This is a genomic window from Kluyvera sp. CRP (assembly GCF_019930565.1).
Classification (GTDB): domain Bacteria; phylum Pseudomonadota; class Gammaproteobacteria; order Enterobacterales; family Enterobacteriaceae; genus Kluyvera; species Kluyvera georgiana_A.
Genome location: NZ_CP082841.1, coordinates 1,155,614 through 1,168,956, shown reverse-complemented (window position 1 = coordinate 1,168,956; position 13,343 = coordinate 1,155,614). Strand labels below are relative to the sequence as shown.

Genomic DNA, 13,343 nt, shown 5'->3' with positions numbered 1-13,343 from the left:
AGTTGGCAAACAGAGAAAGCTTATCGGCTCTGATTTAACATCACCATTAATTCCATCGGCGAGCGGCGCTGTTTAAGCAAGTCGCGCATGGCCTTCATATGCGGCGCGCTATGGGTGAAGAAATGACGATAGCCCGCGCAAAGCGCGCTTTTGCCGTCAGATATACGATGTTTGGGGCAGTCGCCCTGGCAAAAACGCAGCACTGAACACTGGCGGCACGACGCCGTTAACCCACGCTGCTTTTGCTGGCCAAAGTCGTCTACTTCCGGCCTGGCGTTCAGAGTTTGTAGCGTCTGCTGGTGAATATTGCCCAGAAGGTATTCGGGGGAAACGTAGTGATCGCACTGGTAGAGATCGCCGTTAGCCTCCAGCGCAAAAGCGTGGCCGCAGGTTTCGCTGAACGCGCACATTTGCGATGGATAACCGCTCCACACACCGAGCGTCGAATCAAACAACTGGATATACACTCGACCAATATCTTCACGTACCCAGAGATCGAATACACCGGTCAGAAAGACGCCCCATTCCTCCGCGCTAACCGATTCCGCAGTGAATTTGCCGGACTCATCGCACTCCACCAGCGGAATAAATTGTACGAACGGCGTGCCGAGCTCGCGCAGATAGCGGTACAGGCGCTGTGGTTGCTGGCTATTGAGGCTGTTAACTACCACCAGCAGGTTAAACTCAACGCGATATTGCACCAGCATATCAATGGCTTTCACCACTTTGTGATGGGAGGGCTTACCGCTGCGGTTGACGCGGAAGGCGTCGTGGAGATCGGCGGGACCGTCCAGCGAAATCCCAACCAGCCAACCGTTTTCACTAAAAAAACGACACCATGCATCGTTGAGCAGCAGACCGTTGGTCTGGAACGCATTGTGGATCTGCTTACCGTTGGCATATTGCTTTTGCAGCGCCAGCGCGCGCTGGAAAAATGCCAGCCCGCACAGCGTGGGCTCCCCGCCCTGCCAGGCAAAGATCACCTCCGGCCCCGGCTGCGCCGCGATGTGCTGGCTGATAAAACGCTCCAGCGTGGCGTCATCCATCATCGGTTGTTGCGGTTTTTCAATGTAGAAGCAGTAGCGGCAGTTGAGGTTACAGCGAGAGCTGGCCGGTTTGGCCATTACCTGACATCCTGTCATGTAAAATCCCTGATAAAAATAATAAGTTGGCGAATATGAGTAACAGCAAACAATATTGCGAGTGATAACACCGCGAGGGAGATCAAAAATTTGTCACGCACCACCCGCGGCTGCGCAAAATCGTTCTGTGTGACATCCATGATGTTGCGGTTACGGGTGTACTGCCAGAGGATAAGCGCGACGATCGCCAGCACGACGATTGAAATCCAGAACAGCATACCGGCCTGATGCCAATTGTGCTTCAGGGCCAGCGCCATCAGCGCGCCATAGCCCAACAGCGTGCGAAACCAGGCCAGCGAGGTGCGTTCGGGCTGTAGCCCCGGATCCGCCTGACGACGGGCTTTACGGCTATCCGGCATACAACACCAGCAGCATGACGACCGCCGCCACAAAGACCAGCATCATGCTGATCACCAGCAAACTGCGGGTATAGGGCAAATCTTCCTTCAGGCGCATCGCCTTTTCATTGCGCAGCCAGCGTAAATAACCATAGATCGCCAGGCCGCCGGCAAACAGGCACAACATCAGGGCCAGCGCCTCACGAATGGCGGGTGTGGCGAAGTCTGGCGCCAGCTGGTCAAGCCCGACGCCCGCGGCGAGAAAACCCAGCGAGGTGCGGATCCAGGCGAGAAAGGTGCGTTCGTTAGCCAACGAGAAGCGGTAGTCGGGCGCTTCTCCGAGGCGGGAAATTTTCATGACGGTTCCTTGTGATCGCAATAGTCAGCGGCATAACCTTAACGCAATTGGTGCTACTATGCCGCTGAGTTTGTCATCAATATGCTGATAATACAGCCATAATCAAAATTTCTGCTTTTTCTCCTCCACCTTCACTCCCTGTGTTGGCAAGCCGGTATCGTAATCGCGAACCACCGGCGAATAACCATCTTTCGGGCGCGGACGAAACGCGCCCATCCACCGCGGCTGCGCATTCGCTCGCCAGGGTCGCAGGCTCCACTGGTAGGTTCGGAACGGATCGCGAATTTTATCCATATAGTCCAGCAGGGCATCGTGCAAAACATCGCGTACCTGCGCATGCTGCGGGTCATTAATCAGGTTATGCATCTCATGCGGATCAGTGTGCCGGTCGTAGAGCTCGTCGCTGGTAAACAAGTTGAGCACTAGCTTGTAGTGGTCCGTTACCCAACAGCGCACCGGGATGAAGCCGCCAAAGCTGTCATGCTCAATCTCATAGCGGTTAAATTCAACCATCACCCCGCGATCGAGTACGGCATCCAGCACACTATCGCCGGGCAAGATCTCCGGTTTTTCAATACCCGCCAACGCCATCATCGTCGGTAGTAGGTCAATGTGGCTAACCGGTGCATCCACCTGCGCACGCTCTCCGTGGGGCGAACGCATAATCAGTGGAATTCGTGTGATGTCGTCGTACATCGCAGCGCCTTTGCTGATCAGTCTATGTGCGCCCATCATCTCGCCATGATCGGAGGTGTAGATAACCCAAGTGTTGTCCCGCTGCTCGGGCGTCAGCGCATTGATTACCCGACCAATCTGATCGTCAACAAAGTCGTTGCAGGCGAAATACATCGGATGATGGTAGAGGCCATCTTGCCCAACCGGTGACGGCATGGCCTCCGCCCACAGCCGCTGGTGCAGCGGCTTGTCCGCTAAATTATCTTGCGCTTTGTCACCCAGATCGTAGTAAAAATCCTGATACTTTTGCAGGTACTCTACCGGGCAGGTAAACGGGTGATGCGGCTCATCATACGAGATGACCATCAGAAACGGTTCATCACATTGCGGGGCTTTCGCAAGATAATCCACCGCGCGCTCGCTGATACGATGCGCCCAGGTGAAGGTCTCATCAATACCGTGCTGCTGTAAGTCCTCCACGCTATTCAAGCCATTACGCCACAGGCCAATCTGTTCTTTGCTAAGCTCGCTAAGGTAATTCGCGCCGTCGTACCAGTAGTCCGCATCCCACTCCGGTGGACATTCGCCGGTGCCAAAATAGTCATGACCATCCAGATGCCATTTGCCGATATAGCAGGTGCGGTAGCCTGCGTCCTTAAAATAGCGGCCCATGGTGGAGATATTTTTTCCTGGCGCGACGTTATTAGTCCACGGCCCGGACTGATTGGCGTAAATGCCAGTAAACAGCCCAGCTCGGGCGGGCGTGCACACAGGGCTACAGGTATATGCGGAATTAAAGCGAATACCTTCCGCAGCCAGCGCATCAATATTATTGGTATTCAATGGCTTGCCACTATAGCAGCCCACCATATTGGTGGCCTGTGTATCGGTCATAATGAACAGGAAATTGGGACGGCTCATGGTTTTTCCTTAACGTCGGCAGAACAAAACACCGGGAGGGAAAGACGCTCCCGTCGGTGGCAATAAATCAGGTACAGCACAACAGCGGCGGCGATCCCATAGCTGATGATCGCCAGCCAACGAGAGCTATAGCCGCCAAACGTCGCCAGCCCGGCGTAGACGCCGATCATCGCGAAAAGAATACCAATGGAGGCAATCTTCACGTGTTTATAGGGCGTCATGTCGACGGCGAACGCGTCCTGGAACTTAAACGGCGTTGCCCGCGGCCAGATGGCGCCGATAATCAGCATCACCACTACGTTGATGCAGAAGGTGCATGCAAGCACGTAGAGGAAATGAAAATTGAAGTGCACCAGATAGTTAATGGTGATGTAGCTGACGATGCCCAGGCCCATTGCCACTTTGGCGGCAATCGCCGGAATGCGAGGGAAGAAAAAGCCCATGATGATGATGGTCACCAGCGGCACGTTGTAAATGCCGTTCAGCTGCTTCATCCAGCTGTACAGCCCCTGCGGCGCGTTGGCTATCCACGGCGCGACCAGCATTGAGATCACCGCCACAATAAGGCCAAAACGGCGGCCAACCTTCACCAGACTTTCGGGGGAAGCCTGTTCGTTGATGACCCGACGATAGATGCCCATGCTGAAGAGCGTCGAGGCGCTGTTAAGGAAGCCGCAAAATGCGCTGATAATCGCGCCGAATAGCACCGCGCTAAAGAAGCCGATCAGCGGTAGCGGCATCACCTTATTAACCAGCGCGGGGTAGGCCATGTCAGCCTTTGGTAAATCCTGAAAAAGATGGAAAGCGATAACGCCGGGCAGCACCAGAATCAACGGATCGAGCATTTTTAATACCGCCGTCAACAGCGCGCCTTTTTGCCCTTCCGCGAGGCTTTTTGAGGCCAGCGTCCGCTGAACGATGCCCTGGTTAGTACACCAGTAGAAGGTATTTACCAGGATTAGCCCGGTGAAGGCAGCACCGATGGGGAGCGGGTCGGCGTTGGTGCCCACTGAGTTAAGCATATGACTATGGTCGCTGGTGAGTCGCGCAATGCCCTGCGCAAAGCTCCCGTGCCCCATGGCAAGCAGGCCAAAATAAGGCACCATCAGACCGCCAATCACCAGGCCAATACCGTTAATCACATCGGCCACCGCGATAGCGCGCATCCCGCCAACCACCGCGTACAGAATGCCGCAAATCCCCAGCACAATCACCATTGCCCAAATGGCCATACCCTCTGAAATCCCAAATGTTTCAGTCACGTGGAACATTCTTTCAAATGCCAGTGCGCCGGAGTAAAGGATGATCGGCAAAAAGCAGATTCCGGTGGCAATCAGGAAACAGAAATCGATGATGATACGGGTCGTCTTGTCGTAGCGTTCTTCCAGGAAATCGGGGATCGTCGCAATGCCGCGCTGTAAATAGCGCGGCAGGAAAATCAGCGCCAGAAAAATCAGTGTGACGGCGGAGGTCACTTCCCAGCCCATTACCGACATTCCACTCTTGTAGGCCTGGCCGGTCAGGCCAACCAGCTGCTCGGTGGAGAGGTTAGTCAGCATCAGCGATGCAGCGATAACCGGCGCTTTAAGCGAGCGCCCAGCCAGAAAATACCCCTGCTGCGATCCCGTATCAACTTTGTGGACTTTCCACCAGGTAATTACCGCCACCAGCAGGGTAAATCCAATAAAACTCACTATTTGTATAGTATTCATCTTGCAGCCCTTTTGATTATACCCCGGCGCTAATAGGTTCAGAGGAATAGCGCGTTATCGGGTTAAGGCGATGAAAATCATAAAACACGAAGCAATGTATCCCTGAGCAATAAAAATTTTGCTAGATTTATCATTTCAGGTTGAGAGCATCATTCGCCGAAGAGAAAATAAAATGAATGGAAAAATACTTAATTCGAATGTAAAAAACGAAACTACGTATAATATTCCGTTAGTTCTGGATGAAAATGTGATCTCAAGCGGAATTTCCCTGCTCTCGCTATGGCATACGTTGGCTGATGAAAGCTACCGTGTGAGCTGGCCACGGGATAAGAAAAAACCGCTGATTGCCAACTCCTGGGTTGCTATCTATACCTTACAGGGCTGCGGTAAGATTTATCTGAGAAACGATACAGAAATTACTTTAAATGGAAACTGTATTATTTTTCTGAAACCTATTGAGATAAAATCCTATCATTGCGTCGGACTTATCTGGGAACAATACTGGATGGAATTTATTCCTACCACTCTGATGCCCATTCCAATATTACAACCAGGAATAATTTATAACGGTGATGTTTATAATAAAGAAATGAATGAAGTTGCCACTTTGATTACCAGCCCCGACCCATTAAAAAACAATCTGGCCGTCGCCTACCTCACCAAAATTATTTATCAATGGATTTGCCTCATTGCCGAAAATGGCAAGAAAGACCGCCAACTTCTCAAGCTGGAAAAGCTGATCGCCCTGCTGCATGCTAATCCACAGAAGCGCTGGAGCGTCGCCGATATGGCTAACGTGATGCAGTGCAGTGAACCCTGGCTACGCCGTCTGTTTGTGCGCTATACCGGCAAAACGCCGAAGGAATATTATCTGGATGCGCAGCTTGAACTGGCGCTGTCACTGCTTAAGCAAGAAGGGAATACGGTGGGTAAGGTCGCGGGAATGCTGAACTTTTTTGACTCATTTCATTTTAGCAAGGCGTTTAAGCATAAGTTTGGTTACGCGCCTTCGACGATACGGAAAATCGACAGCCCGCAGCCAAAAACTGCGGGCTCGCCTGATTAGCGCAACTCTGGCCAATAGTCTTTGTTGGCCTCAATTAAATCATCCAGAATTGCCTTCGCCACCGAGGCGCTCGGCACGGTTTTCGACAGCGTTATCGCCTGCCACAACTTCTGGTATGAGCGCTGCTCCCAGGCATCCACCACCAGTTTTTCCACCATCACCTGCTGGCTCATCATCCCTTTCTGGAAGTGCGGAATATCGCCCACCGTCAGGGGCTCCGGACCGTTGTGGCCCACCAGACAGGGGATTTCCACCATCGCATCGGCGTCAAAGTTATGAATCGCACCGTTGTTAGGGACAATCAGCAGCATCCGCTCCTGGGTGTTGAAGGCGATGGCCGTGGCCAGATCAACGATGTAAGAAGCATGTTCGTCAATCTCTAAATCGCCCGCGGAGGCGTTGCCGGCGTCGATAATCGCCCGGCAGGCGCTGAACACGTTTTTCTCGCGGTGATCCATCACTTCATTCGCGCGGGTACGTTCCGGGTTGGAGTGCGCAACCACATAGTCCGGGAACAGATAGTATTTCAGGTAGGTGTTCGGCATGGTGTCCGGATCCAGCGCCTGGACATCTTTTGCCTTCGCAAAGGTATCGTTCCAGCTGGCTTCGGTATGTGGATCGTTTGATGGCGGAACATAGCCGTATTTAGCGACATGTTCGCGTAATTTAGGCATTAAATCATTGCCTTCTAAATCCTCAATCGATGTCCACCAGCCAAAGTGATTCAGACCATAGTAGCGAACGCGCATCTGTTTACGATCCTGAAGGCCGACAATCTGTGCCATTCGTCCTTCAATACCGATAGGCATATCGCAGATATTGAGGATTTTAGCGTTCGGGCGCAGACGGTTCGTCGCTTCCGCCACAATCGCCGCCGGGTTGGAGTAGTTCAGCATCCAGGCGTTCGGCGAGTATTTTTCCATATAATCCACCAGCTCCAGCACGCCGCCGATGGAACGCATGCCGTAGGCAATCCCGCCCGGACCGCAGGTTTCCTGGCCCAGCACGCCGTGGCGCAGCGGAATTTTTTCGTCTTTTTCACGCATTGGGTATTTACCCACGCGGATATGCGCCATCACAAAATCGACATCGGTAAAAGCCGTTTCCGGGTCTGTGGTGTAGCTGAATTCGATATCCGGCGCCTGTTCCTTGAGGACAATTTTGCACGCCTCGGCGATCACTTCCTGGCGAGCGCCGTCGTTGTCATAAAACTTCACTGAGCGGAGTGGAAAACGATCCTGATTCGCCAGTAACATCAGGACGATACCGGGTGTAAATGTGCTGCCGCCGCCTGCGATAACAACTGAGAATTTTTTCATGATACTGCCTCTGTCAGAGTGGATTGTTCGGTCGGAGAAGATGCTTTCATTAACATTTCAAGCTGATCGCGCACCTGGGGAACGTGCAGGCCAACAATGACCTGAATCGCGTTGCCGTGACGCACAACACCGTGTGCCCCCAGCGCTTTAAAGACGTCATCCGTTTGCGTTTTCGCCATGTCCTTCAGCCCAATACGCAGTCGGGTTGCACAGTTGTTGATGCTTTCGATATTGGCTGCGCCGCCCAGTGCCTGCAGGAAACCGGCGGCCTGGCCCAACTTAACGTCAGAGGCGGCGCTGGTTTTACCGCGTGCGGCCTGATAGTCGGCTTTGCTGTAGAGCTTAATTTCGCTGTCTTCGCGGCCCGGTGTTTTGAGGTTGAAACGCAGGATGAGCGTCCGGAAGACCAGGAAGTAGAGCGCAGTGAAGCAGAGCCCAATCCCTATCTGGATAAACATCATCGAGGCATGGTTATGGAACATCGGGATCCAGTTCTGCGGCAGGAATTGGTCCAGCAGACCGCCGCCCATATTCCCCACCACGCCGCACATGTACATCACCGTCGCCATCGTCGCGGCCAGAACGGCGTGAATGGCAAACAGCAGAGGAGAGATAAACAGGAACGTAAATTCCAGCGGTTCAGTGATGCCCACCAGTACCGCCGTCAGCGTTGCCGGGATCAGCAGACCCGCCACTTTCATCCGGTTTTCAGGCGCGGTTGTGAAGTACATGGCCAGCGCAATCCCCACGGAACCAAACACTTTGGAGTTACCGTGCAGCGCGAATCCACCTTCAGGGAACAGCGCTTTCAGCGGTTCAGTGCTTTGGCTGAAGGCCTGCAGATGCTCCGCCCAGTAGACCTGGATACCACCTTCAACAACGGCGGGCCCAAAAATAAATGGCCCATAGACAAAGTGATGAAGCCCGGTTGGGATAAGAATGCGTTCAAGGAAGGTGTACACCCAAACGCCCAGCGCGCCCGCGCTACGCAAGAAGGCTTGTAGCGACTCAATCCCCATCTGAACTTTTGGCCAGCCGAGCAACGTCAGCCAGGCGCAGGGAATCATCACCAGGAAGGCGACGATCACCACAAATGACGAGCCCTGGAAGATGCCGAGAAACACCGGGAGAGGTTTGTCGAAATAGCGGTTATGGAGCGCGGTGACGATACCGGAAATCACGATCGCACCGATAATGCTGGTATCGAGCGTTTTGATGCCGGCAATCATGGTCAGGCCGCTGCCCGCTGTCGGATCAAGGGAGAAATCGACGCCGAAGAAGTGGCCCCAGGTCATTCCCATGGCGTTAATAAAGTAGTTCCACGTCAGGAAACTCACCAGCACCGCCAGGCAAGCTCGACCTTGCGCTTGTTTTGCCAGGCCAATGGGCAGGCCGACGGCAAAAATCAGGGGCATATTACGAAAGACCGTCCAGCCACCTTCTTCAATAATATGAACAATTTGAGCAAATAAATTATCAGGAGCAGTAAGCGCTTCACCGACAAACATCGGGTTGCGTAACATGATGGCGATACCCACCACAATCCCGGCAAAAGGAAACAGCAATACCGGGGTAAACATGGCGCCGCCAAAGCGTTGTATTTGACTGAGCATTGAGCAATCCTCATTTAACAACTCGTAGGGTAAGTGGCCTTGTTATGTTCATCTTCGGCCTGCTACGAGAATAAGAATTCGCCCTGCGGACAACATTCAGCCGGGTTGTGATTCGTGATCGCTTTCATGGTTTTAATTGGAGCAATGTTGTCTACTTTTTTGATAATTAATAGACATCTTCAGTCGCGCTATTTTTGATTTTTAGGCTGTAGCAGCCTAATTATCTGTAATGAATTAGTTTTAAATAAGAAACAGTGGTTCATTAATTTCGTTCCAGAGACGATAAGAGGTCTGGTTGTGATCTATAAATCCATTGCCGACAGATTGCGTTTACGGCTTAACTCATCAGATTTCAATATTGGTAGCCCGTTGCCGGGTGAGAAAAAGCTGGCGGAAGAGTTCGGCGTCGCGCGGATGACCATTCGAAAAGCCATCGACTTGCTCATTGAGTGGGGACTGGTTGTCAGACGGCACGGCAGTGGAACCTATGTGGCGCATAAAGATATTCACCATGAAACGACTAATCTCACCGGCCTGGCGGAGATACTACGCCAACAAGGGAAAGAGGTGGCCAGCAAGGTTTTGATTTTTGAGATGATGCCCGCACCGCCAGCGATTGCCAGCCAGCTAAGAATTCAGATTAACGAACGGATCTATTTCTCGCGCCGGGTGCGCTACGTGGATGGTAAACCGCTGATGCTGGAGGACAGCTATATGCCGGTGAAGCTGTTCCGTAACCTGTCACTGGTGCATCTGGAGGGCTCTAAGTTTGATTACATTGAGAAAGATTGCGGGCTCACCATCAGCGGCAACTATGAGAGTCTGGCGCCCGTACTGGCCGATAAACAGCTGGCACAGTGCCTGAATGTCCCGGAACAGACGCCGCTGCTGCGTATCACCTCCCTTTCCTACAGCGACAGCGGCGAGTTTCTTAACTATTCCGTGATGTTCCGCAACGCCAGTGAATATCAGGTGGATTACCACCTACGTCGCGTGCAGGCCGTTAACCCATCCCCCAGAACAATACCGCCAGCAGCTGGGGCGTGATAATGCGCAGGAACATCACCAGCGGATACACCGTGGCATAGGAGAGCGCGGCCGCGCCGCTAGTCGCGTGCAGGTTGTTGGCAAAGGCCAGCGCCGGAGGGTCGGTCATGGAACCAGCCAGCATGCCGCACAGGGTCAGGTAGTTCATTTTGGCGAAAATTCGCGCCAGAATGCCAACCGTCAGCAGCGGGATACCGGTGATAAAAATCCCGTAGCCAATCCAGCTTAGCCCTTCGCCGTGAATCAGCGTAGCAACAAAATCGCCGCCGGACTTCAGCCCCACCACCGAGAGGAACAGCACAATCCCCAGTTCGCGCAACGCCAGGTTAGCGCTCGGCGGCATAAACCAGTAGAGCTTGCCGATGCTGCCGATACGACCGAGGATCAGCGCCATAATCAGCGGCCCGCCCGCGAGCCCCAACTTCAATGCCACCGGGAAACCGGGAATAAACAGCGGCACGGAGCCAAGCAGTACGCCGAGTCCGATGCCGATAAACACCGGCAGCATCTGCACCTGCTGCAATTTCTGCTGCGCGTTACCCAGCTCTGACGCTACGGCATCGATCGCCGCAGGGCGGCCAACCAGATTGAGGATATCGCCAAACTGCAGGCTGGCATTGCTGCTGGCAACCAGCTCCACCCCCGCACGATTCAGGCGTGAGATCACTACGTCATAACGCTGCTTATAGTGCAGATCGCGGATTTTTTTGCCTAAAACCTTCTCGTTGGTCACAACGACCCTTTCCACTTTCAGGTCGGTCCCACGCGTCGACAGCGAGGTTTCCACCTCTTTACCGATCACCAGCTGCGCGTTATGCAGATCCGCCGCTTCCCCCACCAGGTGCAGCAGGTCCCCGGTTTCAATCAGCGTCGTCGGCGACGGCACCATCAGCGTTTCACCCCGTTTCAGCCGCGAACAGATGATGTTATCGCTATTGATGACCGGGATATCCTGAATCGCCATGCGATTCAGGTTCGTATTTTCGACGCGAATATTGATGGTTTTGAGGTGCGAATGGCCGGAACCGGCCTGTTCGTCAAACTGTTGAGCCTCTTTTTCTACGTTAATACGAAAGAACAGGCGCACCAGCCACATGGTCAGCAAAATGCCGCAGATACCAAACGGGTAGGCCATGGCATAGCTCATCCCCATTTGATCGACCACGCTGAACGGCTCGCCGAGATCGCGCAGTATTTGCTGCCCAGCCCCTAACGCGGGGGTGTTGGTGACCGCGCCGGAGAAAATGCCCAGCACCACGGGAAGCGGAATAGCGAAGATTTTATGCAGCACCGTGGTGACCAGACCACCGAGGATGACAATCAGAATAGCGAAGAGATTCAGCCGCAGGCCGGAGACGCGCAGCGAGGCAAAAAAACCTGGCCCCACCTGAATACCAATAGTGTAGACGAACAGAATCAGGCCGAATTCCTGAATGAAATGCAGCATCGGGCTGCTCAACGTGATGCCCGCCTGATCAACAAAGTGGCCGACGATAATCCCACCAAACAGCACGCCGCCAATACCAAAACCAATGCCGCGAATTTTGATATTACCAATCCACAGTCCGACCACCGCCACCAGAGCCAGTACGCTGACCGTCAATGCTATATCACTCATAGTATGTTCCCTGTGAATAACATTAATAACACTATGGATTATGTCTGAGTTGTGGGGGGTTGTATGTAGTGCGGCGCACATTACTCAGCCAAATGGGGCTCTCTATTTGGGCACCGCCTTTCCCTTAGCAGCGATTTGTAATTGCTGGATACTTTTCTCGGGGGACGGAAGTGATTCAGGCATGGTGCCACCGAGATCCTGGATAGTCTGACGCACTTTCTGACCCACTTCGTAGTGCGTTTGATTGGCGATTTGCTTGCTATCCACTTCATCGCGACGGAGCTTTTCTTCGGTTTGAGTTGCGCGAAATAGATTGGCGGCTAACTCAGTTGAACCCATATGGTCGAGGATTTTCTGGCTTTTCTTCAAACCTTTACGCTCGTGAATGGCTTTCTGATCAAGACCACCATAAAGACCTTTGTAGCCATGGTTCTGGAAGATTGCGAAATCAAGCGCGGTTTCAACCCCTGCCTGCTGGGCCGTTTCCACCAGGTGTTTATTGTGCTCTTTAAGCTCATTGCGCAGAAAAAGGCGCTTCTCATCTTCCCGTAGAGACTTAAAGGCATTGTCGTCCTGAAGCTCCTGACGTCGGGTTTGCAAAGCGAAGTAGGTTTGCCCGGCAGCAATAACCGGTTTGGACGGATCGCCATTTTGTACCACCAGGTAACAGGCGTAGCGAGATAGCTTCACGTCCCTCAATTCCCGCTGTGCTCCCGAGCCTATTTTCACCATAGCGAGGATCTCCTCGAAATGGTCCTGAACCGCCTGACCACTGTTAATACATGCCTCAGTTGCCCGAACTAAAACCGGTGAAAAATGGCGAAATTCAGAGTATTCAAGCAACTTAGATAGCGCTCTAGCCGACCAGAACTCCATGCCGTTATCCCCGATTTGTTTTATTGCCTCAAAGGGTTGGTGATCGTTCATAACATGTCCTTTTGTCTTGATTGAATGTGATCATTTTTTAATCTGAAACACGCGTTGCAGCAAGGGGGATTAATGAGGCGTCACACGCAAAAAAAAGCCCCGATTTCTCGGGGCTAATTGGGCAATTAGCGTTAGCTATTCAACGCTGGGCGCTCGCTAATGGCGATGCGCTGCGGAGCGATAGCTTCCGGCTCGTTGCGGGTTAAATCGATATGCAGCAAGCCGTTAGTAAAGGTGGCACCGGAGACTTCCATATTTTCCGCAAGGGTAAAGCTCAGGCTAAAGGCTTGCATCACCAGCCCCTGGTGCAGCCATTTGGTCTCTTTTTCCTGTGGCTGCGGCGTGCCCTTAACGGTCAGGCGAGTACCTTCCAGCTGTACGTCCAGATCTTCCTGACGGAATCCCGCTAACGCCAGCGTAATGCGGTAGTGGTTATCGTCGCTTTTTTCGATGTTGTACGGCGGGAAGCTCTGACCTTCGCTGCTGCTTTGCAGCGCATTCGCCAGTTTGTCGAAACCGATCCATTGACGCAGCAGAGGGGATAAATCGTAGTTACGCATTGTGTTTCTCCTTCTAAGAAGCGAGTAAATACCTTCCGGCCCCCAAT

At 53.0% G+C, this 13,343-nt stretch carries 12 protein-coding genes; 2 read left to right on the top strand and 10 right to left on the bottom strand.

The genetic code is table 11. From position 1 onward, the window contains the following. Window positions 1-20: 20 nt before the first annotated feature. The 5 genes from K7B04_RS05405 to K7B04_RS05385 all read right to left on the bottom strand — a co-directional run bounded on the left by K7B04_RS05405 (window position 21) and on the right by K7B04_RS05385 (window position 5,146). On the bottom strand, window positions 21-1,142 hold the full coding sequence (locus tag K7B04_RS05405; protein ID WP_223803628.1) for an anaerobic sulfatase maturase: 1,122 nt from the start codon (window positions 1,140-1,142) through the stop codon (window positions 21-23). Further along, window positions 1,139-1,501, bottom strand: coding sequence for a DUF202 domain-containing protein (locus tag K7B04_RS05400; protein ID WP_065357363.1), 363 nt, complete (start codon window positions 1,499-1,501; stop codon window positions 1,139-1,141). Before K7B04_RS05400 ends, K7B04_RS05405 begins: the two co-directional genes overlap by 4 nt. Beyond that, window positions 1,491-1,838, bottom strand: a complete 348-nt coding sequence (locus K7B04_RS05395; RefSeq protein WP_065357362.1) for a YidH family protein — start codon at window positions 1,836-1,838, stop codon at window positions 1,491-1,493. Before K7B04_RS05395 ends, K7B04_RS05400 begins: the two co-directional genes overlap by 11 nt. 102 nt (window positions 1,839-1,940) lie before the next feature. Continuing rightward, window positions 1,941-3,434, bottom strand: a complete 1,494-nt coding sequence (locus tag K7B04_RS05390; protein ID WP_223803627.1) for a sulfatase-like hydrolase/transferase — start codon at window positions 3,432-3,434, stop codon at window positions 1,941-1,943. After that, window positions 3,431-5,146, bottom strand: a complete 1,716-nt coding sequence (locus K7B04_RS05385) for a solute:sodium symporter family transporter (RefSeq protein WP_223803626.1) — start codon at window positions 5,144-5,146, stop codon at window positions 3,431-3,433. Before K7B04_RS05385 ends, K7B04_RS05390 begins: the two co-directional genes overlap by 4 nt. A 172-nt stretch (window positions 5,147-5,318) precedes the next feature. Between K7B04_RS05385 and K7B04_RS05380 the strand changes: the two genes are divergently transcribed. Then, the gene (locus K7B04_RS05380; RefSeq protein WP_223803625.1) at window positions 5,319-6,212 is read left to right on the top strand and encodes an AraC family transcriptional regulator; all 894 of its coding nucleotides are present in this window, start codon (window positions 5,319-5,321) and stop codon (window positions 6,210-6,212) included. On the opposite strand, the gene K7B04_RS05375 is transcribed toward K7B04_RS05380, so the two are convergent. Together K7B04_RS05375 and K7B04_RS05370 are read right to left on the bottom strand one after the other, a co-directional pair. Beyond that, the gene (locus K7B04_RS05375) at window positions 6,209-7,531 is read right to left on the bottom strand and encodes a 6-phospho-alpha-glucosidase (protein ID WP_223803624.1); all 1,323 of its coding nucleotides are present in this window, start codon (window positions 7,529-7,531) and stop codon (window positions 6,209-6,211) included. The two genes, K7B04_RS05380 and K7B04_RS05375, sit on opposite strands and share 4 nt — an antisense overlap. Next, window positions 7,528-9,144 (bottom strand): alpha-glucoside-specific PTS transporter subunit IIBC, encoded by a 1,617-nt coding sequence (locus tag K7B04_RS05370; RefSeq protein ID WP_163447654.1) that lies wholly within the window; start codon window positions 9,142-9,144, stop codon window positions 7,528-7,530. Before K7B04_RS05370 ends, K7B04_RS05375 begins: the two co-directional genes overlap by 4 nt. A gap of 297 nt (window positions 9,145-9,441) precedes the next feature. Here K7B04_RS05370 and K7B04_RS05365 point away from each other — a divergent pair, with 297 nt between their 5' ends. Beyond that, entirely contained in the window at window positions 9,442-10,191 is a 750-nt protein-coding gene (locus tag K7B04_RS05365) for a GntR family transcriptional regulator (protein WP_163447653.1), read from the top strand. Here K7B04_RS05365 and K7B04_RS05360 read toward each other — a convergent pair. The 3 genes from K7B04_RS05360 to ibpB form a co-directional block, all read right to left on the bottom strand. Beyond that, entirely contained in the window at window positions 10,148-11,809 is a 1,662-nt protein-coding gene (locus K7B04_RS05360; RefSeq protein ID WP_163447652.1) for a putative transporter, read from the bottom strand. The two genes, K7B04_RS05365 and K7B04_RS05360, sit on opposite strands and share 44 nt — an antisense overlap. A gap of 102 nt (window positions 11,810-11,911) precedes the next feature. Beyond that, entirely contained in the window at window positions 11,912-12,736 is an 825-nt protein-coding gene (gene dinD / locus K7B04_RS05355; RefSeq protein WP_163447651.1) for a DNA damage-inducible protein D, read from the bottom strand. A 131-nt stretch (window positions 12,737-12,867) separates the two neighbouring features. Then, the gene (gene ibpB / locus K7B04_RS05350) at window positions 12,868-13,296 is read right to left on the bottom strand and encodes a small heat shock chaperone IbpB (RefSeq protein ID WP_064540697.1); all 429 of its coding nucleotides are present in this window, start codon (window positions 13,294-13,296) and stop codon (window positions 12,868-12,870) included. Window positions 13,297-13,343: the final 47 nt, after the last annotated feature.